This window comes from Klebsiella sp. WOUb02 (genome assembly GCF_050058015.1).
Taxonomy (GTDB): Bacteria; Pseudomonadota; Gammaproteobacteria; order Enterobacterales; family Enterobacteriaceae; genus Klebsiella.
In genome coordinates this window covers 274458-300487 of record NZ_CP170106.1, presented here as the reverse complement: position 1 = coordinate 300487, position 26030 = coordinate 274458, and the positions used below count along the sequence as shown (strand labels likewise).

Annotated in this window: 23 protein-coding genes and 2 pseudogenes; 3 read left to right on the top strand and 22 right to left on the bottom strand. The window is 60.2% G+C overall.

Annotated elements, in window-relative coordinates; genetic code table 11:
* Positions 1–166 precede the first annotated feature (166 nt).
* Positions 167–1060 (top strand): DNA-binding transcriptional regulator ArgP, encoded by an 894-nt coding sequence (argP, locus tag ABOC21_RS03575; RefSeq protein WP_041147167.1) that lies wholly within the window; start codon positions 167–169, stop codon positions 1058–1060.
* 53 nt (positions 1061–1113) lie between these two features.
* On the opposite strand, the gene ABOC21_RS03570 is transcribed toward argP, so the two are convergent.
* The 7 genes from ABOC21_RS03570 to tkt form a co-directional block, all read right to left on the bottom strand.
* The gene (locus tag ABOC21_RS03570; protein WP_426812474.1) at positions 1114–1881 is read right to left on the bottom strand and encodes an oxidative stress defense protein; all 768 of its coding nucleotides are present in this window, start codon (positions 1879–1881) and stop codon (positions 1114–1116) included.
* An 83-nt stretch (positions 1882–1964) separates the two neighbouring features.
* On the bottom strand, positions 1965–2606 hold the full coding sequence (gene argO / locus ABOC21_RS03565; protein WP_426812473.1) for an arginine exporter ArgO: 642 nt from the start codon (positions 2604–2606) through the stop codon (positions 1965–1967).
* A gap of 139 nt (positions 2607–2745) precedes the next feature.
* Positions 2746–3603, bottom strand: coding sequence for a small-conductance mechanosensitive channel MscS (gene mscS / locus ABOC21_RS03560; protein ID WP_426812472.1), 858 nt, complete (start codon positions 3601–3603; stop codon positions 2746–2748).
* Positions 3604–3793: 190 nt separating this feature from the next.
* Positions 3794–4873: a class II fructose-bisphosphate aldolase gene (gene fbaA, locus ABOC21_RS03555; RefSeq protein ID WP_426812471.1), complete on the bottom strand. Its 1080-nt coding sequence runs from the start codon at positions 4871–4873 to the stop codon at positions 3794–3796.
* Between the two features lie 202 nt (positions 4874–5075).
* Positions 5076–6239 carry a phosphoglycerate kinase gene (gene pgk / locus ABOC21_RS03550; protein ID WP_426812470.1) on the bottom strand — a complete coding sequence of 388 codons (1164 nt, stop codon included), beginning with the start codon at positions 6237–6239 and terminating at the stop codon, positions 5076–5078.
* Positions 6240–6287: 48 nt separating this feature from the next.
* The gene (epd, locus tag ABOC21_RS03545) at positions 6288–7307 is read right to left on the bottom strand and encodes an erythrose-4-phosphate dehydrogenase (protein ID WP_426812469.1); all 1020 of its coding nucleotides are present in this window, start codon (positions 7305–7307) and stop codon (positions 6288–6290) included.
* Between the two features lie 326 nt (positions 7308–7633).
* Positions 7634–9625: a transketolase gene (tkt, locus tag ABOC21_RS03540; protein WP_426812468.1), complete on the bottom strand. Its 1992-nt coding sequence runs from the start codon at positions 9623–9625 to the stop codon at positions 7634–7636.
* A gap of 277 nt (positions 9626–9902) precedes the next feature.
* On the opposite strand from tkt, the pseudogene ABOC21_RS03535 reads away from it, so the two are divergent.
* Positions 9903–10662, top strand: a pseudogene (locus ABOC21_RS03535) (M48 family metallopeptidase).
* Between the two features lie 42 nt (positions 10663–10704).
* On the opposite strand, the gene ABOC21_RS03530 reads toward ABOC21_RS03535, so the two are convergent.
* The 14 genes and pseudogenes from ABOC21_RS03530 to ABOC21_RS03465 form a co-directional block, all read right to left on the bottom strand.
* The gene (locus ABOC21_RS03530; protein ID WP_426812467.1) at positions 10705–12345 is read right to left on the bottom strand and encodes a thiamine pyrophosphate-binding protein; all 1641 of its coding nucleotides are present in this window, start codon (positions 12343–12345) and stop codon (positions 10705–10707) included.
* 14 nt (positions 12346–12359) lie between these two features.
* Entirely contained in the window at positions 12360–13829 is a 1470-nt protein-coding gene (locus tag ABOC21_RS03525; protein WP_426812466.1) for an aldehyde dehydrogenase, read from the bottom strand.
* Positions 13830–13844: 15 nt separating this feature from the next.
* A complete protein-coding gene (locus ABOC21_RS03520) occupies positions 13845–14609 on the bottom strand; it encodes an aspartate dehydrogenase (protein WP_426812465.1) in 765 nt (254 codons plus the stop codon).
* Between the two features lie 9 nt (positions 14610–14618).
* Positions 14619–15413, bottom strand: coding sequence for an SDR family oxidoreductase (locus ABOC21_RS03515; protein ID WP_426812464.1), 795 nt, complete (start codon positions 15411–15413; stop codon positions 14619–14621).
* A complete protein-coding gene (locus tag ABOC21_RS03510) occupies positions 15397–16167 on the bottom strand; it encodes an alpha/beta fold hydrolase (RefSeq protein ID WP_426812463.1) in 771 nt (256 codons plus the stop codon). The genes ABOC21_RS03515 and ABOC21_RS03510 overlap by 17 nt, the downstream gene beginning before the upstream one ends.
* A 9-nt stretch (positions 16168–16176) precedes the next feature.
* A complete protein-coding gene (locus tag ABOC21_RS03505; protein WP_426812462.1) occupies positions 16177–16707 on the bottom strand; it encodes a cupin domain-containing protein in 531 nt (176 codons plus the stop codon).
* 10 nt (positions 16708–16717) lie between these two features.
* Positions 16718–17974, bottom strand: coding sequence for an MFS transporter (locus ABOC21_RS03500; protein WP_426812461.1), 1257 nt, complete (start codon positions 17972–17974; stop codon positions 16718–16720).
* Between the two features lie 26 nt (positions 17975–18000).
* Positions 18001–19198, bottom strand: a pseudogene (locus ABOC21_RS03495) (NAD(P)/FAD-dependent oxidoreductase).
* Positions 19195–20121 (bottom strand): VOC family protein, encoded by a 927-nt coding sequence (locus ABOC21_RS03490; RefSeq protein WP_426812460.1) that lies wholly within the window; start codon positions 20119–20121, stop codon positions 19195–19197. The pseudogene ABOC21_RS03495 and the gene ABOC21_RS03490 overlap by 4 nt, the downstream one beginning before the upstream one ends.
* An 88-nt stretch (positions 20122–20209) precedes the next feature.
* The gene (locus tag ABOC21_RS03485) at positions 20210–20998 is read right to left on the bottom strand and encodes an IclR family transcriptional regulator (RefSeq protein ID WP_426812459.1); all 789 of its coding nucleotides are present in this window, start codon (positions 20996–20998) and stop codon (positions 20210–20212) included.
* Positions 20999–21012: 14 nt separating this feature from the next.
* A complete protein-coding gene (locus ABOC21_RS03480) occupies positions 21013–21762 on the bottom strand; it encodes an SDR family oxidoreductase (RefSeq protein WP_426812458.1) in 750 nt (249 codons plus the stop codon).
* The gene (locus ABOC21_RS03475; RefSeq protein ID WP_426812457.1) at positions 21762–22784 is read right to left on the bottom strand and encodes a Rieske 2Fe-2S domain-containing protein; all 1023 of its coding nucleotides are present in this window, start codon (positions 22782–22784) and stop codon (positions 21762–21764) included. The genes ABOC21_RS03480 and ABOC21_RS03475 overlap by 1 nt, the downstream gene beginning before the upstream one ends.
* 10 nt (positions 22785–22794) lie before the next feature.
* Positions 22795–23103, bottom strand: coding sequence for a recombinase-like helix-turn-helix domain-containing protein (locus ABOC21_RS03470; protein ID WP_426812456.1), 309 nt, complete (start codon positions 23101–23103; stop codon positions 22795–22797).
* Positions 23100–23423, bottom strand: coding sequence for a Rieske (2Fe-2S) protein (locus ABOC21_RS03465; RefSeq protein WP_426812455.1), 324 nt, complete (start codon positions 23421–23423; stop codon positions 23100–23102). Before ABOC21_RS03465 ends, ABOC21_RS03470 begins: the two co-directional genes overlap by 4 nt.
* Before the next feature lie 428 nt (positions 23424–23851).
* Here ABOC21_RS03465 and ABOC21_RS03460 point away from each other — a divergent pair, with 428 nt between their 5' ends.
* A complete protein-coding gene (locus ABOC21_RS03460) occupies positions 23852–25063 on the top strand; it encodes an MFS transporter (protein ID WP_426812454.1) in 1212 nt (403 codons plus the stop codon).
* A gap of 3 nt (positions 25064–25066) precedes the next feature.
* Here ABOC21_RS03460 and speB read toward each other — a convergent pair whose 3' ends face one another.
* A complete protein-coding gene (gene speB / locus ABOC21_RS03455; RefSeq protein ID WP_426812453.1) occupies positions 25067–25987 on the bottom strand; it encodes an agmatinase in 921 nt (306 codons plus the stop codon).
* Positions 25988–26030 lie beyond the last annotated feature (43 nt).

Below are 26030 nucleotides of genomic sequence, written 5' to 3'. Positions count from 1 at the left end.
GTTATGGTCCGAGATGTGAATACCTGAGGCGCATTATAGAACATCGGGGGTGTTATTGTCCCTGCGACGGGGATCACACATCTGAGCAGACTATTTTCGTCTTCATCAAAAAGAAATTTATGTCATAGTGCAAGTTAATGAAAAGTTATGGGGGTACGCCAGAGCAATGAAACGACCGGACTACAGAACACTACAAGCGCTGGACGCGGTGATAAGAGAACGTGGGTTTGAGCGCGCCGCGCAGAAGCTATGCATTACACAGTCCGCCGTCTCTCAGCGTATTAAACAGCTGGAAAACATGTTCGGCCAGCCGCTGCTGGTGCGTACCGTACCGCCGCGTCCGACCGAGCAGGGGCAGAAGCTGCTGGCCCTGCTGCGCCAGGTTGAGCTGCTGGAAGAGGAGTGGCTGGGCGATGAACAAACCGGCTCGACGCCGCTGCTGCTGTCGCTGGCGGTAAACGCCGACAGCCTGGCGACCTGGCTGCTGCCGGCGCTCTCCAGCGTGCTTTCCGACTCCCCTATTCGCCTGAATCTGCAGGTGGAAGACGAAACCCGCACCCAGGAGCGCCTGCGCCGCGGCGAGGTGGTCGGAGCGGTCAGTATCCAGCCGCAGGCGCTGCCAAGCTGCCTGGTCGATCAGCTCGGGGCGCTGGACTATCTGTTTGTCGCCTCGAAAGAGTTTGCGCAACGCTATTTTCCCAACGGCGTAACCCGCTCGGCGCTGCTCAAAGCGCCGGTGGTGGCCTTCGATCATCTCGACGATATGCACCAGGCGTTTTTGCAGCAGAACTTCGATTTGCCGCCGGGCAGCGTGCCATGTCATATCGTTAACTCATCGGAAGCCTTTGTGCAGCTCGCGCGCCAGGGCACCACCTGCTGTATGATCCCACATCTGCAGATTGAGAAAGAGCTGAACAGCGGCGAGCTTATCGATTTAACGCCGGGCCTGTTCCAGCGCCGGATGCTCTACTGGCATCGTTTCGCGCCGGAAAGCCGAATGATGCGCCGGGTCACCGATGCGCTGATTGCCTACGGCCACAAGGTGCTGCGCCAGGACTAAACGCCGGGCATAAAAAAAGCCACTTCAGCTGAAGTGGCTTTTTTGCATCTGGCTTACTGCGCCGCGGCGGCCGGTTTCTCCGGCTGGGCTGGCTGAGCCGGCTGGGCTGACTGACCCGGCTGCAGCTCAAAGACCACATCCACCTGATCGTCGAACTGGATCGTCGCCTGCTCGTAGGTTTCCTGAGCGGAAACCGGCGCGGCATCGGCGGCTTTCATCATGCGAACCATCGGGCTCGGCTGATAGTTCGAGACATGGTAGCGAACGCTATAAACCGGGCCCAGCTTGCTGTGGAAGCCGGCAGCCAGCTCCTGAGCCTGGTGCACGGCGTCGTCGATCGCCGCCTTACGCGCCTTATCTTTATAGGCGTCCGGTTGCGCAACGCCCAGCGACACCGAGCGAACTTCGTTCAGACCGGCCTTCAGCGCGCCGTCCAGCAGACCGTTAAGCTTGTCCAGCTGGCGCAACGTCACTTCGACGGTGCGCACGGCGCGGTAGCCTTTCAGGATGCTTTTGCCGTTCTGGTAATCATAGTCAGGCTGGGTACGCAGGTTCGCGGAGTTGATATCCTTCTTGGCGATGCCGTTCTTTTCCAGGAAAGAGAGGTATTGCGCAACGCGGTCATCGGCCTGCTTTTTCGCCGATGCGGCATCTTTCGCGGCCACGTTGACCTCAATTGCCAGGGTCGCAATATCGGGCGCCGCAGCAACGCTGGCGGTCCCCGAAGTCACAATGTGGGGGCCATTTGGCAATTCATTTGCCTGAGCCGCCATTGAGCTGAATCCGATTGCTGCCGCCAGGGCCATGAGCTTTAACTTCACTGTCGTTTCTCCATCTACATTGGTCGCCGATATACGGACGCATGTCAGCAAGCTTAACGCGTATACGCGGAAAGTCCATCGGACTAAGCCTGGTTGAACAAAACCTGTAGGTGTAGAAGGCCATCTTTCGCCAGCTGGACGGCAATCAGCCACATCACCAGGCCAACCAGCAGGTTAATGATCCGCTGCGCCCGGGCGGTGCGCAAACGCGGCGCCAGCCAGGCCGCCAGCAGAGCGAGGCCGAAAAACCACAGGAACGAAGCGCTGATAGTGCCGAGCGCAAACCATCGCTTCGGCTCAACCGCCAGCTGCCCGCCCAGGCTGCCGAGCACCACAAAGGTATCGAGATAGACGTGCGGATTCAGCCAGGTTACCGCCAGCATGGTGACAATAATTTTCCAGCGCCCCTGCTGCATCACCTCCGCGCTCGCCAGCTCCAGATTGTCGCTAAAGGCCGTTTTCAGCGCGCCGAAACCGTACCATAGCAGGAAGGCCACGCCGCCCCAGGTCACCAGCGCCAGCAGCCACGGCGATTGCATCAGCAGCGCGCTGCCGCCAAAAATACCGGCGCAGATCAGCAGCAGATCGCTAATGGCGCACAGCAGCGCAATCATCAGATGATACTGGCGGCGAATCCCCTGATTCATCACAAACGCATTCTGCGGCCCAAGCGGCAAAATCATAGCCGCTCCCAGGGCAAGCCCCTGAAAGTAATACGATAACATAGTGGTTTTTCCGATGAGGTCGTTAATGCAGCTGAATATAACGCGCCAGAATCATTAGAGGAAATTGATAATATTAATCATTGATAAGACGTGCTAATAAAGGCCAGCGGGCGCTGGCCTGGTGAGTGCGGGTGTGGAGCTACTCCGCCTGTTCCTGCGGGCGGATAACGTGCACGTCCATCTGCGGGTACGGGAAGCCGATACCGTTGGCATCAAAGTCGCGCTTGATGCGCTCCAGAACGTCCCAGTAAACGTTTTGCAGATCGCTGCTCTGGCTCCAGACGCGGACCACATAGTTAACTGACGACGCCCCCAGCTCGTTGAGACGTACGGTCCTTTCGCGATCTTTCAGAATGCGCTCGTCGGATTCGATAATGTTGGTCAGCAGCTGCTTCACCTTATCAATATCGGCATCGTAGGCGACGCCAATAATAAATTCGTTGCGGCGAACCGGTTCACGCGAAAAGTTAATGATATTACCGGCGATGATTTTACCGTTCGGGATCACCACAATTTTACCATCGGCGGTGCGCATGGTCGTGGAGAAAATCTGCACGTTCAGTACGGTGCCGGCCACGCCGCCGAGATCGACGTATTCACCCGCGCGGAACGGGCGGAACATCACCAGCAGCACGCCAGCGGCGAGGTTGGACAGCGAGCCCTGCAGCGCCAGACCAACGGCTAAACCGGCGGCGCCGAGTATGGCAATCACCGACGCCGTCTGCACGCCGACGCGGCCTAAGGCGGCAATCAGGGTAAAGGCGATAACGGCGTAGCGCACCAGTGCGGAAAGAAAATCGGCAACGGTGGCATCAATCTTACGTGCCAGCATCAGACGGTTAACCGTGTTCGACACCATGCGCGCGACGATCATCCCGACGATAATAATCGCGATCGCCGCGACGATATTGACGGCATAGCTCAGGAGCAGCTCCTGATTACGCACCAGCCACGAGCTGGCGTTGTGTATGCTATCGGCAACGTTCAAATCTTCCATTTAACATTCCTTATAACTAACCCGGGCGGGAAATAAAAAACCAGGCCTGCAAAACGGCAGGTAGGTTAAGGGTAAACAATAAGCGCCTGTTTTGCCAAGTCGATCACAGTTTCTCTCTGGAATATCCTTTTGGCGTAGAAACGAAAAAGCCCGCAGTTAAGCGGGCTTCAGGGTAAGAAACAGAATTTTCTTACAGAACGTCGATCGCGTTCAGCTCTTTAAATGCCTGCTCCAGACGAGTCACCATGGACGCCTGAGCAGCGCGCAGCCATACGCGCGGATCGTAGTATTTCTTGTTCGGCTGGTCTTCGCCTTTCGGGTTGCCCAGCTGGCCCTGCAGGTAGGCTTCGTTAGTTTTGTAGTACTGCAGGATACCGTCCCAGGTTGCCCATTGGGTATCGGTATCGATGTTCATTTTGATCACGCCGTAGCTTACGGAGTCTTTGATTTCCTGAGCAGAAGAACCGGAACCGCCGTGGAAGACGAAGTTCAGGCTGTTGTGCGGCAGGTTGTGTTTCTTAGAAACATATTCCTGAGAGTCGCGCAGAATAGTCGGAGTCAGAACCACGTTGCCCGGTTTGTACACGCCGTGTACGTTACCGAAGGAAGCAGCGATGGTGAAACGCGGGCTGATCTTGCTCAGTTCAGTGTACGCGTAATCAACGTCTTCCGGCTGGGTGTACAGAGCAGAAGCGTCCATGTGGCTGTTGTCCACGCCGTCTTCTTCGCCACCGGTGCAGCCCAGTTCGATTTCCAGAGTCATGTCCAGTTTGGCCATGCGCGCCAGGTATTTAGAGCAGATTTCGATGTTTTCGTGCAGGGACTCTTCGGACAGGTCAATCATGTGGGAAGAGAACAGCGGTTTGCCGTGAGCGGCGAAGTGTTTTTCACCCGCGTCCAGCAGGCCGTCGATCCACGGCAGCAGTTTCTTCGCGCAGTGGTCGGTGTGCAGAATAACCGGCACGCCGTAGTGTTCAGCCATCTGGTGAACGTGGTGCGCGCCGGAGATAGCGCCGAGGATTGCCGCGCCCTGAGGAACGTCGGTTTTCACGCCTTTACCCGCGATGAACGCCGCGCCGCCGTTAGAGAACTGAACGATAACCGGAGATTTAGCTTTTGCAGCTGCTTCCAGAACGGCGTTGATGGAGTCAGTACCCACACAGTTAACCGCTGGCAGTGCGAAGTTATTCTCTTTAGCTACCTGGAACACTTTCTGAACGTCATCACCAGTGATCACGCCAGGTTTTACAAAATCAAAAATTTTAGACATGTTACGTAGTCCTGTATCTTCGGCCGTTTCTGCTCGTCACAATTCGTGCTGCCGGTGCGTTGGCTCTTCTCGCTTACCGCCGCCGCTAACTTGCGTAAGCCGCCGGGGTTCGCCGTGTCGCTGCCTGCCGGCAACGCGAATTATTTAGAGCGACAATTGAATAGAATTTGAAAAACAGGCGGTGTTACCCGCCTGTACAAACTTACTTCTTAGCGCGCTCTTCGAGCATTGCTACTGCTGGCAGTACTTTACCTTCCACGAATTCGAGGAACGCGCCGCCGCCAGTAGAGATGTAGGAAATTTTGTCCGAGATGCCAAACAGGTCAATGGCCGCCAGGGTATCGCCGCCGCCGGCGATGGAGAACGCTTCGCTGTCGGCGATAGCGTTAGCCACGATTTCGGTCCCTTTACGGAAGTTCGGGAACTCAAACACGCCGACCGGGCCGTTCCACAGGATGGTTTTGGCATTTTTCAGGATCTCAGCCAGCCTCTGCGCGGAAACGTCGCCGAGGTCCAGAATCTGCTCTTCATCTTTGATGTCGTTAACAGATTTCAGGGTTGCGGTTGCCGTTTCGGAGAATTCAGTCGCGACGCGAACGTCGGTCGGAACCGGGATGTCGCAGGTCGTCAGCAGACGCTTAGCTTCGTCAACCAGGTCAGCTTCGTACAGGGATTTGCCCACGTTGTGGCCCTGAGCGGCGACGAAGGTGTTGGCGATGCCGCCGCCGACAATCAGCTGATCGGCGATTTTAGACAGAGAGTCCAGAACGGTCAGCTTAGTGGAAACTTTAGAACCGCCGACGATGGCAACCATCGGGCGAGCCGGCTCTTTCAGCGCTTTACCCAGCGCGTCCAGCTCGTCAGCCAGCAGCGGGCCGGCGCAGGCGACGTCGGCAAATTTACCGATACCGTGGGTAGAAGCCTGGGCGCGGTGGGCGGTACCGAACGCATCCATAACGAACACGTCGCACAGCGCCGCGTATTTTTTAGACAGCTCTTCGTCGTCTTTCTTTTCGCCTTTATTGAAGCGAACGTTTTCCAGAACGACCAGTTCACCGGCGGCAACGTCAACGCCGTCCAGGTAATCTTTAACCAGACGTACCGGGCTGGAGAGTTTGTCTTTCAGGTAATTAACAACCGGCAGCAGAGAGAATTCTTCGTTGTACTCGCCTTCGGTCGGACGACCCAGGTGAGAAGTGACCATCACTTTAGCGCCCTGCTTCAGAGCCAGCTCAATGGTCGGCAGAGAAGCACGAATACGCGCGTCGCTGGTTACTTTACCGTCTTTAACTGGTACGTTCAGATCGGCACGGATAAAAACGCGTTTACCAGCCAGATCCAGATCGGTCATCTTAATTACAGACATGGTGAATCCTCTCGTTGATTCATAAAGTTTTGCAAGCGCTCACGCGCTTTACCTGAAACCTTGAGCGGCCATCGCTAACGTGGTGTCGAGCATCCGGTTAGCAAAGCCCCATTCGTTATCGCACCAGACCAACGTTTTGATCAAATGCGCTCCACTCACCCGCGTCTGGGTGCCATCAACGATGGCGCTGTGCGGATCGTGGTTAAAATCTGTCGAGACTAACGGTAATTCCGTATAGTCAACTATACCATGAAATGTTCCCTGCGCTGCTTTTTGCAGCAACTGGTTGACTTCACTAGTCTTTACCGGTTTTTTCACCGTTACGCTCAGGTCGATCGCCGTCACATTTATCGTCGGTACGCGAACCGCGATCGCTTCAAAACGGTCGTTAAACTGCGGGAAAATACGCGCGATCCCCGCCGCAAGTTTAGTATCAACCGGAATAATTGACTGACTGGCCGCGCGCGTGCGGCGCAAATCCGGATGGTAGGCGTCTATAACCTGCTGATCGTGCATGGCGGAGTGGATCGTCGTTACCGTCCCTGACTCAATCCCCCAGGCATCATCTAACAACTTAATGACCGGAATAATGCAGTTGGTGGTGCAGGAGGCGTTGGAGACAATACGGTGCTCTGCACGCAGCTCGTCATGGTTCACGCCGAACACGACGGTGGCATCGAGATCGTTGCCCCCGGGATGCGAGAAGAGAACCTTCTTCGCGCCAGCCTGAAGATGGGCTGCGCCATGTTCACGGCTGCCGTAAACCCCGGTGCAATCCAGTACGATATCAACCGCCAGCTCTTGCCAGGGCAGCGCCTCTATTGAAGCTTCGTGCAGCAGGCGAATGACATCATCGCCAACGTAAAGCTGCTCCCGCTCCTGGCGAACGTCCCAGGCAAAGCGCCCATGGCTGGTGTCATATTTCAACAAGTGCGCGATGCCCGTAGCATCCGCCAGCTCGTTGATAGCCACCACGGTAATTTCCGCACGACGCCCGGATTCATATAAAGCGCGAACCACGTTGCGTCCTATGCGACCGAAGCCATTAATCGCAATGCGTATGGTCATAGGTCTCCTGCAAGGTTATCCCTGATGTGAGGTGGCTGACAGAGTAATCCAGCAACGCCCGGAGGGAAACCTTACCCGTCGCAAACTGCGACTGATTGATTAATTGTCGAACATTTAGACAACTGAAACGCTTCAGCTAGAATAAGCCAAACGCGGAATAAAAGGAATGCTTGTCCAGCACGAGAAGCCTGTAATCTGACCTATATCACATTTTCACTGGAATAATATGCAGCCTCGTGACGAGCATCGGGAATAACGGCCACAAAAAAGCCGGGCGTTAGCCCGGCTCATTCTTATACCACCGTCGCGGTGCGCGTTGCTCAGAACTACAGCAGCGCTTTCGCCTTCGCGACAACGTTCTCCACGGTGAAGCCGAACTCTTCGAACAGCAGCTCCGCCGGCGCAGACTCGCCGAAGCTGGTCATCCCGACTATCGCGCCGTTCAGACCCACGTATTTGAACCAGTAGTCGGCGATACCCGCTTCCACCGCCACGCGGGCAGAGACCGCTTTCGGCAGCACCGATTCACGGTACGCCGCATCCTGCCTGTCAAACGCGTCGGTGGACGGCATGGAGACCACCCGCGCCTTCACGCCTTCGGCTGTCAGTTTATCCCACGCGGCAACCGCCAGCTCCACTTCCGAACCGGTGGCGATGAAGATCAGCTCCGGCTGCCCGGCGCAATCCTTCAGCACGTAGCCGCCGCGGGCGACGTTTGCCAGCTGCTCTGCCGTACGCTCCTGCTGCGCCAGGTTCTGACGCGACAGGATCAGCGCCGTCGGGCCGTCGTGACGCTCCACGCCGTATTTCCACGCAATCGCCGATTCCACCTGGTCGCACGGACGCCATGTGCTCATGTTCGGCGTCACGCGCAGCGAAGCCACCTGCTCGACCGGCTGGTGCGTCGGGCCGTCTTCCCCCAGACCGATGGAGTCGTGGGTGTAGACCATCACCTGACGCTGTTTCATCAGCGCCGCCATACGCACCGCGTTGCGCGCGTATTCCACGAACATCAGGAAGGTGGAGGTGTACGGCAGGAAGCCGCCGTGCAGGGCAATCCCGTTGGCAATCGCGGTCATGCCGAATTCACGCACGCCGTAGTGGATGTAGTTCCCGGCGCTGTCTTCGTTAATCGCTTTCGAACCGGACCACAGGGTGAGGTTGGAAGGCGCGAGGTCGGCGGAGCCGCCGAGGAATTCCGGCAGCAGCGGGCCAAAGGCTTCAATCGCGTTCTGCGACGCTTTACGGCTGGCGATTTTCGCCGGGTTCGCCTGCAGCTTAGCGATAAATTCACTGGCTTTGGCGTCGAAGTCAGCCGGCATTTCGCCCTTCATACGACGGGTGAATTCAGCGGCTTCCTGCGGGAAGGCGCCGGCGTAGGCGGCAAACTTCTCGTTCCACGCCGCTTCTTTCGCCTGACCGTCCTCTTTCGCATCCCACTGCGCGTAGATGTCAGACGGGATGTCGAAGGCCGGATGATGCCAGCCCAGCGCTTCACGGGTCAGCGCGATTTCCGCGTCGCCCAGCGGCGCGCCGTGGGAGTCGTGGGTGCCGGCTTTGTTCGGCGAACCGAAGCCGATGATGGTTTTGCACATCAGCAGGGACGGTTTGTCGGTCACCGCGCGCGCTTCTTCCACCGCGCGTTTGATGGCCTCAGCGTCATGGCCGTCCACGCCGCGCACCACGTGCCAGCCGTAGGCTTCAAAGCGTTTGGCGGTGTCGTCGGTGAACCAGCCTTCCACGTGACCGTCGATGGAGATGCCGTTGTCGTCATAGAACGCCACCAGCTTGCCCAGCTTCAGGGTACCGGCCAGGGAGCACACTTCGTGAGAAATGCCTTCCATCATGCAGCCGTCGCCCATGAAGGCGTAAGTGAAGTGGTCAACGATATCGTGGCCCGGACGGTTGAACTGCGCCGCCAGGGTTTTCTCGGCAATCGCCATGCCGACGGCGTTGGCAATCCCCTGGCCCAGCGGGCCGGTGGTGGTTTCCACGCCGGGGGTGTAGCCGACTTCCGGGTGGCCCGGGGTTCTGGAGTGCAGCTGACGGAAGTTTTTCAGTTCTTCAATCGGCAGGTCATAACCGGTGAGGTGCAGCAGGCTGTAAATCAGCATCGAGCCGTGGCCGTTGGAGAGCACGAAGCGGTCGCGGTCGGCCCAGGCCGGGTTGTTCGGGTTATGGTTCAGGAAATCACGCCACAGGACTTCGGCAATGTCAGCCATACCCATCGGGGCACCCGGGTGGCCGGATTTGGCTTTCTGTACCGCGTCCATGCTCAGCGCACGAATAGCGTTAGCAAGCTCTTTACGTGAGGACATTTTGACTCCAGTTCGGACTGTTGAAGGCCATACCCTTAACGACTTGACGAGAGCGCGTTTTGGGCTACGCCAGAAAAAAGTGTCAACAATGTAACCCAAGCGGCAAAGCATGTACATGGAGCATCCTTTTGTGGTTTAAGAAATCTCCGGAACACGTTGTGCTGCCCCGGAATCCTCTCGCCCGTCTCACGCAATACTCTTTATAATTTGTGCAGGATGCGACATGCTGATCGTCGCCTTTTTCAGACAAAAAATCGTAAGATTGTGGAAGATAAAAATGAAAATTCGCTCAACTATTCTTGCCCTTGGGATTGCAGCAACCCTTACCGGATGTCAGAACATGGACTCCAACGCCCTCCTCAGCTCCGGCGCCGAAGCTTTCCAGGCCTATTCTCTGAGCGACGCGCAGGTCAAAGCCCTCAGCGATCAGGCCTGCAAAGAGATGGACAGCAAAGCCACTCTTTCGCCGGCCAGCAGCGAATACAGCAAGCGTCTGAATAAAATCGCCGCCGCGCTGGGCGACAATATCAACGGCCAGCCGGTCAACTACAAAGTCTATGAAACCAAAGACGTCAACGCGTTTGCGATGGCTAACGGCTGCATCCGCGTCTATAGCGGCCTGATGGACATCATGAACGATAACGAAGTGGAAGCGGTTATCGGCCACGAAATGGGCCACGTCGCGCTGGGTCACGTGAAGAAAGGCATGCAGGTGGCGCTCGGCACCAACGCCGTTCGCGCCGCCGCCGCGTCGGCGGGCGGTATCGTCGGCAGCCTGTCCCAGTCTCAGGCTGGGCGATCTGGGCGAAAAGCTGGTGAACTCGCAGTTCTCCCAGCGCCAGGAGTCGGAAGCGGACGACTACTCGTACGATCTGCTGCGTAAGCGCGGAATTAATCCGTCGGGACTGGCCACCAGCTTCGAGAAGCTGGCCAAACTGGAAGCCGGGCGTCAAAGCTCAATGTTTGACGATCACCCGGTATCGCAGGAGCGCGCTCAGCACATCCGCGATCGCATGCAGGCGGACGGCATTAAATAGTCCCGGCGCCCCTCTCTGCACGCGCCAGAGAGGGGGAACGACTTAATACAGCGTTTTCTGCGGCGGCCCGGCAAAGCGCAGGGCGCCAATCTCTCCCATTTTGATCTCCACCACCGACGGCCCCGGCATCGCCAGCGCTTCGGTCATCACCGCCAGGAAATCCTCCGCCCGCTCAACGCTCCACGCCTGCAGGCCGATGGCCTGCGCCAGCAGCGTGAAATCCGGGGTATGCAGCTCGTTGTAATACTGGCGGCCGCCGAAATACTTATCCTGAATCCCGCGCATCACGCCGTAGCCGCCGTCGTTCATAATCAGCAGCGTGACGTTAGCTTTTTCCTGCGCCAGGGTCGCCAGCTCCCCCAGATTGAGGCTCAGACCGCCGTCGCCGACGAGGCCGACCACCTTACGCTGCGGATTGGCAATCGCCGTGCCGATCGCCATCGGCAGGCCCATGCCAATGGCTCCGGCCAGCGAGTGGATGTTCATTAACGGGCCGTGGGCGCGGAACAGACGGCTCCCCCACAGGCTGCCGGAAACGGTGATATCGCGCACCAGGATCCCGTCGCCAGGCAGCGCCTGGGCGATGGCGTCGTTCAGCTGAGCGTAGGCGCCGCACTGCTCGCGCAGCCCGCGATCCGCCAGCGCGACCGCCTCTTTGACCTTCTCATCCCACTGGACATTGCCCCATTCGCGGCCCTGCGCTTTTTCCGCCAGCGCCGCCAGCAAAGTGGCGCAGTCGGCGATCAGCGTGTTATCCATCAAATAGTTACGGCTGGCCGCCGCCGGGTCGATATCAATCTGCACCCTTGGCGACGGCAGCTCCAGGGTCCAGGAGCGGGTTTCGTTGCTGCGCAGGCGCGAGCCCGCCACCAGGGTAAAGTCACATTGCGCCATCAGCGCTTCAACGGACGGCGAATTGTGGAACGCGCGCAGGCTGGCGCGGTGCCCGTCCGGCAGCACGCCGCGGCCGTGGGTGCTGGAGATCACGGTCATCCCGGCATCGGCCAGCTTTTTCACCGCCGCCGCGCTGCCGATGGCCCCGCCGCCCAGCCACAGCAGCGGCCGTTTAGCCTGCCGGAGCTGCGCCCACAGCGCATCGACGGCGGCGCTATCGGCAGCCGCCGCCGGAGCCGCTTTCAGCGCGGCGGTCACCAGCGATGCCGAAATTTTAGCGCCCTGAATATCAATCGGGATCTCAACCGATACCGGCCCGCACGGCGGCGTTTGCGCCTCCTGAATCGCCTTATGCAGAATCGCAATCGCCTGGTTAGCGTTGCTGATGCGGTACGCGCGCTTCGAGCTGGCCTTCAGGAAGGTCAGCTGGTCGCGGGTTTCGTGAATAAAACCGGTATCGGCATCGAGCCAGGTCTTCTCCACCTGGCCGGTGAGGTGCAGCAGCGGCGTACAGGCGTTCATCGCCTCCACCAGCGCCCCTACCGCGTTGCCGGCTCCGGCGCCGGTGCTGGTCAACGCCACGCCCAGCCCGGAAAAGCGGCCGTGGGCGTCGGCCATGGTGACCGATCCGGCTTCGCCGCGCGCCGGGACAAAGCGGATATTTCCGCGCTGGCCTACCGCATCGGCGATCGGCAGGTTGTGAATAGAGATGACGCCGTAAATAGCCTCAACCTTGTACTGCTCCAGCGTTCTGGCGATGGCTTCGCCGACGGTTATCATTTCGCTCATTGCACACCCTTCTCTTAGTCGCACCAGTGGTTGACGCTATTACCCGTCGCCAGATAAATGCTCTTTTGTTGCATCCAGGCCTTGAGCCCCTGAATCCCTTTTTCGCGGCCCAGGCCGCTCTCTTTAAAGCCCCCGAACGGGGTCGAAATGGAGAAAACCTTGTAGGTGTTGATCCACACCGTCCCGGCTTCCAGGCGATCGCTTAAGCGCAGGGCGCGTCCGCTATCCCGCGTCCAGATCCCCGCCGCCAGGCCGTAGACGGAATCATTGGCTTCGCGGATCAGCGCCTCCTCATCGCTGAAGGTCATCGCCACCAGCACCGGGCCGAAGATCTCCTCCCGGCAGGCGCGGGCCGCGTTGGTCAGCCCTTCAACGATGGTCGGTTGAAAATAGCTGCCTGCCGCCAGCGCCGGATCCGCCGGGATCTCGCCGCCGCACAGCACCCGGCCGCCTTCGCGTTTCGCCAGCTCGACGTACTCCAGCACGCTGTCGCGGTGCTTAGCATTAATCAGCGGCCCGACGTGGGTCTCCGCGCTAAACGGATGGCCGATCCTGAGCCCGCGGGTCAGCTCCAGCAGGCGCGCCATCAGCTGCGGGTAGACTTTTTCATGCACAAACAGCCGCGAACCGGCGATGCAGGCCTGGCCGCCGGAGCTAAAGATGCCGTAGCAGATGCCCCGCGCCGCCTGCTCAATATCGGCATCTTCCAGCACGATAGTCGGCGATTTGCCGCCGAGCTCCAGCGACGCCTGGATCAGCTTGTCCGCCGCCACGTGCGCCAGATGACGTCCGGTGCTGGTGCCGCCGGTAAACGAAATTTTACGCACCAGAGGATGGCGGGCCAGCGCGTCGCCAATCACCGATCCTTTCCCCGGCAGGACGCTGAGCAGGCCCGCCGGCAGGCCGGACTGTTCAAAGATCCGCGCCAGCTCCAGCGCCATCAGCGGCGTGGCCTCCGCCGGCTTGAGGATCACCGCGTTACCGGCGGCGATCGCCGGGGCCACTTTTTGCATTTCGCTGGCGATCGGCGAGTTCCACGGGGTGATTGCCGCCACCACGCCCAGCGGCTCGTAGCGGCTGAGCGTCAGCAGATCCGCCTGCCGGGGGGTCGGCAGTTCGCCCTCCAGCAGTTCGCAGGCGGCGGCGAAGTAGCGGGCGCTGCCCGCGGCGCTCATCACCAGGCCTCGCGCCTCCGCCAGCGGCTTGCCGTTGTCGCGGCTCTGCATCCGCGCCAGCTCATCAAGGCGGGATTCGATAATATCCGCCACCTTATGCAGGATCTTTGCCCGCAGATGGGGCAGCATGCTGCGCCACGCCGGCTGGCGCCAGGCGCTTTCGGCCAGCGCGATCGCCTCATGCAGATCGTCAAGACTCGCCGCGTGAAGCGTGGCGTTGACCGAGCCGTCGGCGGGAAACAGGCTGTGCATCAGGTTGCCGCCGCCGCAGCGCCAGCGGCCGCCGATAAAAATCTTTAACTCATCCATCGTCGCCTCTTTGCGCTATGCCAGTTCGCGGCAGGCGCGAACCGCGCTCAGTGCCGCCAGGGTGGAGGTTTTTGGGTTGCTGGCGAGCGGTAGTCCGCTGAGCTCCAGGTGGAACTCGCCAAACGCGCCCTGCACGTGCAGCGTATGGGTATTACGTTTGGTCGTCGGATCGACCATCAGCTGTACCCGGGTATCGTCCATCCCGATGCCGCCCAGCGCCACGGTTGCCGCAACGTTGGCGTTCGCCGGAAACAGGCGAGCCGCTTCGCGCGCACTGCCTTCAAAAAATATTTTCGCTTCACTGACCGCGTTGAGGTCGATGAGCATTTCCGCATAGCTGCCGCGCCAGCTGGCCGGGCTTTTGCGCGACCGGTAGGTCACCTGCTCAAGACCGCCCTCTTTCGCTGCCGCCAGGCCGTCGATACCGGCCACCGCTCCGGCAAGCAGAGTTAGCCGGCCTCCGGCGCTCGTTAAACGCTTTTCCAGCTCGCCATCCGCCAGCGCGCCGGTAGAGATCACCGCCAGATGCCAGCCGCGCTTGAGGATCCCTTCGCCAAACTGCGCCACCGCCTGCTGGCTGGCGCACTCCAGCACCAGATCCGGGGTGTCCATGCAGGATTGCGGGTCCGTCAGCGCCACCACCGCATCGCCGAAGCGCCGGCGGATAGCCGCGTGATGCGCCTCGCGCGCCACCACCCAGCCCAAAGCGACCTGCGGCGGCAGCCGTTCAATCACCGCCTGCGCCATTGCGCCATAGCCGATGAGCATGATCTTTTTCATCTCAACTCCTTACAGATGGCGGCAAAAGCCGCCGGAGACATCCAGCGCCGCGCCGGTGGTAAACGACGCCAGCGGCGAGGCGAGGAACAGCAGCGCCTGCGCCGGCTCGTTCGGCCTGCCGAGACGCGCCATCGGGATCCCGCGTTTCCGGGCGATATCCGCCGTCCACGCGGGCCAGCACTGGCTCTTGTCCGCGCGGTTTTCAAAGCGCCGCCGCCACTGCCCGGACTCCACCATGCCGAGCAGAATGGAGTTCACGCGAATGCCTTTGCTAATCAGCTCCTTCGATAGCGTCAGGGTCATGTTGAGCAGCGCCGCACGGGCGGCGGAGGTGGCGATCATGTGCTCCTCCGGCTGCAGCGCCAGCAGCGAGTTCACGCAGGTGATCGAGGCGATATCCGAGCGCTCAAGCTGCGCCTGGAAGGCTTTTACCGGGTTAATCACCCCGAACAGCTTGAGCTCAGCCTCGTGCAGCCACGCCTCGCGCGGCGTATCGGCGAAGTGCGCCACGTACCCCTGGCCGGCGTTATTAATCAGCATGTCGGTATCGCCGAAACGGGCCGCGACCGCGTCGGCAAAGCCCTGCACCTCCTCTTCTTTCAGCACGTCGCAGCGGTAAGAGAAGACCTCCGCGCCGGGATATTCGTTTTGCAGCGCCGCGTGGGCGCCGGCGAGCCGGTCCGGATCGCGGCCGCAGAAGGCGACCTTCGCCCCTTCGGCCAGCAGCAGGCGCAGCGTTTCAAAGCCAATCCCTGACGACCCGCCGGTGACCACCGCTACGCGGCCCTCAATTTGTGCATTCATCGCGCACCTCTTCCCCTACCCGTAAAAGCTGTTGATTGAAAAATGTGTCGTTATCGAGATAGCTGGCGTGCCCCGCTCGCGGGATGCTGACGTACGGCATCCGGTAGCGCAGCGCCAGGCCGTGCACCAGCTCCGGCTGGGTAATGGCATCCTGTTCACCGCACCACGCCTCAAAGCGACCGCCAAAATCGCCAAGCCAGCGGTGAATATCGTCATGGGCCAGCATCCACGCCGCGGCCAGGTAGCCCTCGGCGCGCAGCCTGCGCATGCCGGCGGCGACGACGGCGACGTTGGCCTCATCGCTACAGGGGTGCAGCAGCTTTGCCGCCCGGTCCTGCGCCATCGCTTCGCCGCCGGCGGCCATCTGCCGCTGCCGGCCGCGCCAGACTTTTTCACGCTGCGCGGCTTCTGCCCGGCCGTAGCCCTGAGCGGCATCGGCTAAAACCAGGCGCAGAACCCGCCCGGGATACTTTGCCGCAAAGGCGCTGGCCACCAGCGCGCCCAGCGAGTGGCCCACCAGCACCGCCCGCTCAACGCCGGCGCGGTCGAGCAGCCGCGCCAGCGCTTCGGCGTAGTCGCCGGCATCCGCACGCTCGGTCGAGAGCATCGGGCTTTCGCCATAACCGGGCATATCCCAGGCCAGCACGCGGTAGCCGGGCAGCGCCATCTGTTTATGCCAGGAGGCCGCGCCGGAGCTGATGCCGTGCAGCAGCATCAGCGGCGTGCCGCTCCCCTGTTGACGAAAACCCGTCATACCGCCTCCTTAATTCCGCTTCACTTTCGACAGGGGATGATCTTCCGGGTAGGTCGGGATATTCGGCTTGCGGGTGCCGAGCATCACGCACATCAGCGCCTCCTCTTCGCCGTGGTTAAACAGCCCGCGATAGATCCCCGGCGGGACGGAGATCAGGTCGCGCTCGCGCAGCACGGTTTCGGTGTAGCTATCGCCGTCCTGAACCATCAGGGTGATCTGCCCCTTGAGCATGAAAAACACCTCTTCGACGTCATCGTGCAGGTGCAGCGGCCCTTCGCACTTCGCCGGCAGCACCATGGTGGAGAAGGTGAAATTCTCCGCCGCCACGGTATTTGTGTCGCTGGCCACGCCGGTGGCGCCGGTGCCGATGTAGCGCATCTGGGCGCGGCGGTATTTCGGGTCGAAATCGGCCTGGAACTTCAGCGCGTTCCAGTCATATTTGCGCCCTTCAAAGCGCGCGATACGCGACTCAATCCACTCTTCCATCGTCAGGTGCTCAGGCTTAAGGCCCCGTTTTGCAGTTACGCTTGTATCTGTCATCGTCTTCTCCTCAGTAACGTCTTAGCAGCGGCAGCAACAGGAGACAGCCTACGACCGCCATCACCGCCAGAAAGATCAGTCCGGAATCCATGCTATCGGTGAAGGCGATCAGCGCGCCCATCACCGCAGGCGACAGCGCGCCGGCAAAGTTTCCCAACCCGTTGAAAATCCCACCCGCCGTGGCGCTGACCCGGGGATGGGTCGCCTTCGCCAGCAGCGCGAAAATATTGGGAGCGCCGGTTCCCCACATGAAGGTGCTCAAGCTCATCGCCGCAATAACCGTCAGCGGGCTGGTGAAGTGCATCACCGCCGCCAGCCCCAGCGCCGCCCCGGCCAGCGAGATAAAGCAGGCCGCCGCGCGTTTATCCACCCGGTCGGAAAGCCACGCCCCGATAATTTCGCCGAGCAGCATGGCGATAAACGGCATCGACGACAGCCAGCCGGCGTGCTCCAGGTGGATGCCCTTGCCCTTAATCAGGTAGCCGGGGAGCCAGCCGTTGATGCCCCACAGATAGGCGAGGAAGGCGATATTGAAGACGCAAATCATCCAGAAGTGCGGGCTGACAAACAGCTCCCGGCGCGCGCTGCGCCGCTCTTCCCGCGGGCTCTCGGCCGCGGAGGTTTTGCCCTCCAGCCGGATGCCGCGCAGGCTGATACGGACAAAAATCAGCACCGGCACCGTCAGCATCGCCATCGCAAAGAAGGTGCTTTGCCAGCCGAAGGTGCTGAGCAGCCAGATGGAGAGCGGGAAGCCGATGGCCGCGCCAACCGGCGTACCGAGCAGCCACAGCATGGTGGCGCGCGCCTGCAGGCGCTGCGGGAAGGTATGGCGCACGATGGCGAAAGCCAGCGGAAACAGCGGCCCCTCGGCGATACCGAGCAGCACGCGCAGCACGATCATGGCGCCGTAGCTGTGGGTGAAGCCCATCATCACCATCAATACGCACCACGCCACCATCATGCCGGTAAGCAGGCGCAGCGGCGCGATGCGGTCGCCCAGCCCGCTGAGCAGCACCGAGGAGAAGCCGTAGCTCAGTAAAAAGGCGCTCATCAGGATGCCGAGGCGCGTGGTATCAAAACCGATGCCCATCGCCTGCTGGAAGTGGCTATCGGAAAACAGCGCCGCAATGCTGATTTTGTCGAAGAACGCCAGCAGCACGCAGGCCAGCAGCGCCAGCGGAATGGCCCAGCGAACCGTTTTTTCAGGCGCGTGGACGCCCTCACCGCCCGCCACGGAGGGCGCGGTGTTTGTCTCTAATGTGGTCATCTCTCCCCCTTAAGGGTGCGCGGGTGTTATCGCAATGACATCAGCGAAAAGGTCAGATCGTCGAGCGGCACCGCGGAAAGATCCCTCCCCGTTGCCATCCAGCGCTTCGCCAGCTTGACGGTGCGCGCATCGTTAAACGCCACCAGCCTGGCTGAGCCGGCCGTCGCCAGCGATCGAGAAAAACAGCGGCCCTTGCGGATCGCGGCGAACCACCGTCCGGGTTCCCGGCTGGGGAATACCGAGGATCTGAATATTGTGCGCGTATTGATCCGACCACAGCCACGGCGCTTCGTCGTAGCCCTCGGCCTGCGGATCGAGCATCGCCTTCGCCGTCGCCACCGCCTGATTCTGGGCAAAGGCCCACGACTGAATGCACAGACCATACCGATGATGGCGGGCGACATCGCCGGCGGCGAAAATAGCCGGATCCGCGGTCCGCCCCTGGGCGTCGACCACGATCCCACGATCGACCGGCAGACCCGCCTCCTGCGCCAGCTCGAGGTTAAGATCGACGCCGATCCCCACCACCACCGCGTCGAATGTCTGACGCTGGCCATCGCAGCGAATAACCGGCAGGCCGTCGCTATCTTCGAGGCCAAGCGCGCCGCATCCCGTGCGCACGTTGACCCCCTGCTCGCGGTGCAGCCACTCCAGCTCCTGCGACACCTCGCCGCTTACCGAGCGCATGCACAGCGCCGGCTGCTGTTCATACAGCGTGACCTCGACGCCGCTTTTGCGCGCCGAGGCGGCGATCTCGAGGCCAATCCAGCCGCCGCCGACGATCGCCAGCCGGGTGCTGGCCGCCAGGCGCGCCTTCAGGCGCCGGGCATCCTGCCAGTGGCGCAGGGTGTAGACCTGCGGGTGCTGCGCCCAGGCCTCGCCGGGCAGGCGGGCGCGGCCGCCGGTGGCGATCAGCAGGCGGTCGTAGGCCAGCCGCTCGCCGCCGCTCAGGCGCACGGTTTTCGCCTCGCGATCGATGGCCTCAGCGCGCTGCGGGCGATACCACTTCAGGTCCAGCGCCCGCTGAGCTTCCGCGCTAAACAGACGCGGCAGCGTCGGTTCGGCCTCCAGCAGCGCCGCTTTCGACAGCGGCGGGCGCTCGTAAAAATCCCATTCTTCTTCGGCGATGACGCAAATCTCGCCGTCAAAGCCTTCATCACGCAGCGTTTTTGCCGCCCAGCCGCCGGCCTGGCCGCCGCCGATAATCACTATCCGCACCGTCATACCGCCTCCGGCTTTTTCTGCTGGCGGCGGGTATCGTGGTCGATACCGCCCTCCACCGCCCACTCGGTAAAGGAGACCAGGGAGTGTTCCAGTTCGCGCGGCTGCCAGTTTTCCGTCAGATAGTCGTCGTTGGTGTAGTACTCAAACGCCCCGCCGGTCGGGCTGTTGACGTACCAGAAGTAGGCCGAAGAGACCGGGTGGCGGCCGGGGCCGATAAAGGTGCTCCACTGGCTTTTGTTCATCGCGATCCCGCCGCCGATCACTTCGTGAATATCGCGCACCGTAAAGGCGACGTGGTTAAGGCCGCGCCTGGGGGTCGGCAGCTGTAATAAGAAGAGATTGTGATGCCCGCCGCGGGCGCCGCAGCGCAGGAACACCGCGCGGTTGATATAGCGATCGGAAACCTGGAAACCCAGCACCTCGCGATAGAAGGTCTCTACCGCCGCCAGTTCCTCAACGAAGAACACCACGTGGCCGATGTTGATCGGCTGGGCGCGGTCATAAACCGGGCTCGGCGTATCGATCCGCCGCACGTCGCCCCACTGGTTTATCGGCTCAACGTCCAGTTCAACCGGCGTCTGCTGGCTTACCTGGACCCGCAGCGTCATGCCGTTCGGATCCTGGCACTCGAGGGCGCCGTCCACTTCGCGAAAGGCCGGCTGCAGCGCCAGCTTCGGCCGCAGCGCGTCCAGCGCCGCCTGGTCCGCCACCCCCCAGCTCATCCGGCGCAGGGTGTTGCCCGCCTCAAAGGCGGGCGGCAGATCCGGGCTGTTGATCGGATTGAGCATGACCCGGGCGCCGCTCAGGGTGGTAAAACCCCGGCCGCCGGCATCGCTCGTCAGGCCAAAATCACGCATAAATTTGGCGCTATGGGTCAGGTCGTCGACGCCAAATTCCAGCGTTTCAATTCCGGTTACACTCATCGTTCGTTGCCTCTTTACCGTTCTGTCGCCCGGATTTGGGCGTAAAACATGCCCGACGCAGATCAGCGCCTGCAGTTAAAATATTGATTTAAATGGCCTGAGCTAAATGCCCGAGGAAGCCTGAAATTTTGTCCGCCGCCATGCTGACATCGTTTTGCAGCCGCTCGCGATCGGCCTGCGGGATCTCATCCGACGGCACCAGGATACTGACGACCGCCGCCACCCGTCCGCTGCGATCGTAGACCGGGTAAACGATGGAGGAGATGCCGTGACGGTAGAAGGACTCGCCAATCACAAAGCCCCGCGCTTTATCCTGCTGTACCATCTGCCACAGCGCTTCGCGGTCATGCATTTGCCCCGGCGTATTGCCCGGCAGCCGCTCGTCAGGGAACAACTGTTCGAACTCGCGGCGGGAGACATCGGTCAGCAGCATGCGGCCAAGCGAGGTGCAGTGGACCGGCAGGCGGGTGCCGATACTGACCTGATTGATGCGCGAGCCGGCGGCGCTGACGCGGGCGATGTAGATAATGTCGCGCCCGTCGCGGATCGCCAGGTGGCTGCTGCACTGGCTGGTATCGCGCAGCTGTTCAATCACCGGCTGACCGACCTGCGCCACATCCAGGGAGGCGATATACTCAAAGCCCAGACGCAGGACGTTCATCCCGAGCGAAAAGGTATTGGTGCGCGGATTGCGCTCCAGAAAGCCCATATATTCCAGCGTCTGCACCACGCGATAGGCGGTCGCCTTCGGCATATCCACCAGCCGATGCAGCTCGGCGAAGGTGAGATCGCGATGCTGCTCGCCAAACGCCAGCAGCAGCTCCAGCCCCCGCTCCAGGCCCGGCACCAGGTACTTCACTTCCCGCTCGTTTGCCATACCGCCTCGCCTCTTTAGTTAAAAACAAATCCGCCGTTGACCGGGATCAGCTGTCCGGTGATAAACCGCGACAGCTCGCTGAGCAGCCACACCACGCTGCCGGTGACATCTTCCGGCTGCTGGGCGCCGCTCAGGGCCCGGCCGTTCTCATACAGCTGATGACGTTCAGCCGGAACGTACTCGGTGGCCTCAACCCGGGTCAGACCCGGCGCGATAGCGTTAATGCGAATGCGCTTCTCGCCGAGCTCCCGCGCCATTGAGCGGGTCATGGCGATAACCGCGCCTTTGCTGGCGACGTAGGCCATCAGGCGGGGCGCGCCCCACAGCGCGGTATCCGACGCCACGTTAACGATCCCGCTGCCTTCACGCAGCAGCGGTATCGCCGCCCGGGTCACCAGCCAGGTGCCCTTGACGTTAACCGACATCACCCGATCCCACAGATCCGGATCGTAATCGATCATATTCTTGCCGCCGACGCCGGTGGCCATCGCGGCGTTATTCACCAGCCCGTCGATGGAGCCCCGTTCGCCAATCGCGCTAAAAACCTGCGCGATTGAGCGCGGATCGGCCAGATCGATAACGTAAGACTCGATGGCAAAACCCCGTTCGCTGAGCCCATGCGCGCTCTCGGCCAGTTGGCCCTCGAGGATGTCGCACATCACGACTTTCGCGCCCTGCTCCGCGCAGGCTTTGGCAAAGTGATAGCCCAGCCCGCGCGCGGCCCCGGTCACCACGATACGTTTTTCGTTCAGCAGCCCGTTCATCAGGCGGCGCCCTGCTGTTCTTCGCGCGCCGCCAGCTGCTCTTTGGCCGCTTTTTGCATCATGCGGCGCAGGCGCGATAGCCCGACGTCGTGCTGATAGAGGTATTCATGGTCGCGGGCGTTCGGCGCCAGGCTCTCCAGCACCACGCGATCCTGCTCCAGCACTTCCCAGTGCAGTTTTTCCAGACGGTTGCGGTACATAAAGCGCCACATATCGCGCTGCCAGCCCTGCACGCCGCGAATACGCCAGAAAAAGACCCGACAGTTGTCGTTATCTTCCGGCACCACCATGCCGACGATAAAGAAGTGGCCTCCTGGCCCAAAGCGTTTCTGGTACGGAATTGACAAGCGCATCCAGCAGGCGCCGCTGTTGCCGAGCTCCACCCAGTCAAAGTTGACGCCGCTCTGCCCTTTCTTCTCAAAGATGAAGCCGGTTTTGGTCGGCTGCAGCACCATGTCCGCTTTACGCTCGCCCTCCGCCATCGAGTGCGAAGAGGAGTGCAGGTAGGTGCCGTGCATCGGGTCCATAACGTTTTCCAGCGCGTACTGATAGTTGCATTTCCACGCGGCGGTACAGAGAAAATTGCTGTATTTGTCGCCGTTAGCCAGCTCTTCCGGGAAGCTCAGCTCATCCGGCTGCTGGTTCGCCGTGGCGCCAAACCATAAAAAGATCGCCCCGTGCGCTTCCTGAACGCTATAGCTGCGCACGCACTGCTGGCCCACCAGCGGACACTTGTCGACCGCCGGGACATCTTTCACTTCGCCGCTTCCCGCCACTTCCACGCCGTGATACCAGCAGGCGATGCGGTCGCCGAGGTTCCAGCCCATCGACAGGCGCGCGCCGCGGTGCGGGCAGCGATCTTCCAGCGCCTGCACCTGACCGTCTTTATTACGCCAGATAACGATCTGCTCGCCGAGGCGGGTAATGCCCACCGGCGCGGACTGCACCTCCCAGCTTGCCAAAACCGGATACCACAGGCCGCGTAAACCTTTATCGAGATAGTTTTGTACCGTTGTCGTCATCGCTGTGTCCTCAGTATCCGTTTACCTGCAAAAAAGCCTCAAAGCTGGCTTCGCTCCACGGTTCGCCCTGCTGGTCGTGCATGCGGAGACCGTTCAGCCCGTCCACCAGCTGCGTCAGGCTCTCCGCGCCCTGCTCAAACAGCCCTTCGAGGGTGGCGATAAGCTGCAGTTCCCAGTTCTCCGGAACGCGGCTGCGGGTTTGCCAGATAAGATTTTCGTAGTCGCCCGGCTTGTGGATATGGCCGTTTCCGCCTTCGGCGGGCGGCGTAAACTGGCGGCTTTCCGGCAGCGCCGGGTTGAAGTTCAGGGTTTCGCTCATGCGACGCTCTCCTCGATAAAAGTAATCTGGATCTGATTGTCGAATACCCGCACCGGATAACGATTGAGGTTACGACCGCCCGGCCCGTGCAGGCATTGACCGTTTTTCACATCAAATACCGCTTCATGCAGCGGACATTCGACCTTGCCGTCCTCCACAAAGCCCTGGCTTAGCAGCGCGTAGGCGTGGGGACAGACGTCCTCCAGCGCGTAATACTCGCCATCAACCAGATAAATGCCGATCTCTTTACCGTCGATATTGCCGCTATAAGGGAAATCTTCCTGTACCTGCTCTGCGTCACATACGCCTATCCAGCTCATCACGATCCTCCAGGCTTTGTTTCATATATGAAACTCTGTTTCTTATTTAATACGGTCAATATAAAAGCGTTCAATCTTTCGTCAAGCGGCAATGTGAAGGATTTGTTAATAGATCGTGATTTAATTATCTAAGTGTGCAATCGATCACGAAAAATTGCTGTGATATGAAATTGTGATATTTAAAAGGTGGCGTGAAAATACATTAAGCAGGCGCTTAAATTTTCGAAAATGACTATTGACTTCTTTTCATGATAATCATTAAAAATGATAAATCCGGTTTAACATCGGGTTTCACTGGTGAAACAGAAATAAATTAATTTATTATAAAACAACAAGCTTCACCTATGAATCATTTTACATGCGTGACTATCACCGCTATTTAAAAATAGCGCCATTGATTCATAACAGACCGGGAGAAAAGAATAAAAATGACCGCAAGATGGCAGGGAACAATCGCGCTGACGTTGTTAATTATCATCTCTTATATTGACCGGGTGAATATATCCGTGATGATAATTAATCCTGATTTCGCCGCCCACTTTCAGCTAAATGAAAACAGAATGTTACAGGGAATGCTAATGACCTGCTTTCTCGGGGGTTATGGGCTGTCGGCATTACTATTGACCCCGCTGATAGAAAACCGCCTCCACTATCGGCAGGGGCTGTTAATCAGCATCGCTATCTGGGCGGCGGTATGCGCCGTTTCTCCGCTGCTCGGCTCGCTGTTCGGGATGCTGATCGCCCGCGTTATCTTAGGCATTGCGGAAGGACCGCTATTTTCACTCAAAACGCGGTTTATCAGCGACAGCTTCGCCGCCGGCGAGATCGGCAAACCGAACGCGATCACCGCGCTCGGGGTCTCATTGGGGCTGGCGGCGGGCTTCCCGCTGGTCACCTTTTTAATCGAACATCAGGGGTGGCAGGGCTCTTTCTATAGCCTGGCCGCGCTGAATCTGCTGCTCGGCGGCGGGCTGATCTGGCGCTTCCTGCCGGCTCCGGCGGCGGCGGCGAAAAGGTGCCGTTCCGGCTTCAGGCAGACTTTTCGGCTGGCCTGGCGGACGCCGCTCCTCGGCTGGATCCTGCTGGTCGAGATCGCCACCCTCAGCTATCTGTGGGGCAGCAGCGCCTGGCTGCCGGCCTGGCTGCGCGATGAGCACCACTTCTCGCTACAGGCGACCGGCGTGCTGGCGGCGATCCCCTTTCTGCTCAGCCTTGGCTCAAAATTTCTTGGCGGCGTGCTGCTCGATAAAATGAGTCCCGAGCAGGCCCCGCTGCTGTTTATTAGCGGCGGCTTTCTGACCGCCTGCTCGATACTGGCGCTGATGCTCAGCCATCAGCCGGCGTGGCTGGCGCTGTTTATGCTGTCGGCCAATATCTTCTGGGGGCTTCAGGGGGCGGCGATACCGGCGGTGGTGCAGCACCACGCGGAGAAGGAGGCGGTAGGCAGCGCCTACGGGATAATTAACGGTATTGGCAATATCTGCGCGGCGTTTATCCCGCTGCTGATGGGGCTGGTGATGAAGACGGTAGGCTCGGTCAGTTCAGGGTTTTCGGTACTGGTGGCGTCGCAGGTCGTGACCCTGCTTGCCGGTGGCGTACTGCTGCTGCGCATGCGTCGCGCAGCAGCCGTTAGCGCCTGAGGCTTATTCGCCCTTTTTCGCCGCCTGGATATAGAGCATTTCCAGCGCCAGAGTCGCCGCCGCCAGGGCGGTGATCTCGGACTGGTCGTAGGCCGGCGCCACTTCCACCACGTCCATGCCGACGATGTTGAGATCCTTCAGGCCGCGTACAAGCTTGATCGCGCGATCCGAGGTCAGCCCGCCAATCACCGGCGTACCGGTGCCCGGCGCAAACGCCGGATCCAGGCAGTCGATGTCGAAGGTCAGGTAGACCGGCATATCGCCGACGATCTGTTTGATCTGAGCGATAACATCGTCAGCGGTGCGATCGTTAACCTGGCCCGCGTCCAGCACGGTAAAGCCGTTGTCTTTGTCGAACTCGGTGCGGATACCGATCTGCACGGAATGGTTCGGATCGATCAGGCCTTCGTTCGGCGCGGTGTAGAACATGGTGCCGTGGTCAAACTCGCAGCCGTTGGCGTAGGTGTCGGTATGGGCATCGAAATGCACCAGCGCCATTTTACCAAAATGTTTTGCGTGCGCGCGCAGCAGCGGCAGAGTGACGAAGTGATCGCCGCCGAAGGAGAGCATACGTTTCCCGGCCGCCAGCAGCCTTTCCGCATGCGCCTGCAGCTTCTCGCTCATTTCCCGCGCGTCGCCGAAGGCGTAAACCAGATCGCCGCAGTCAACAACGTTCAGACGCTCGCGCATATCGAAGTTCCACGGGAAGCGGTTACCTTCCCAGGCCAGGTTGGTGGAAACCTGACGAATCGCTGCCGGGCCGTGACGCCCGCCCGCGCGACCGGAGGTTGCCGCATCAAAAGGAACGCCGGTGATCACCCAGTCGGCGTCGCTGTCGTACGGCTGGAAGTTCAGCGGCAGACGCAAAAAACCAAACGCGTTAGAGACCAGGGAATTATCGTATTGATGACCTAAAGTGCTCATGGGTGTGACCTCTTTTTACAGGCGATGTAGTTAAAAATGCACA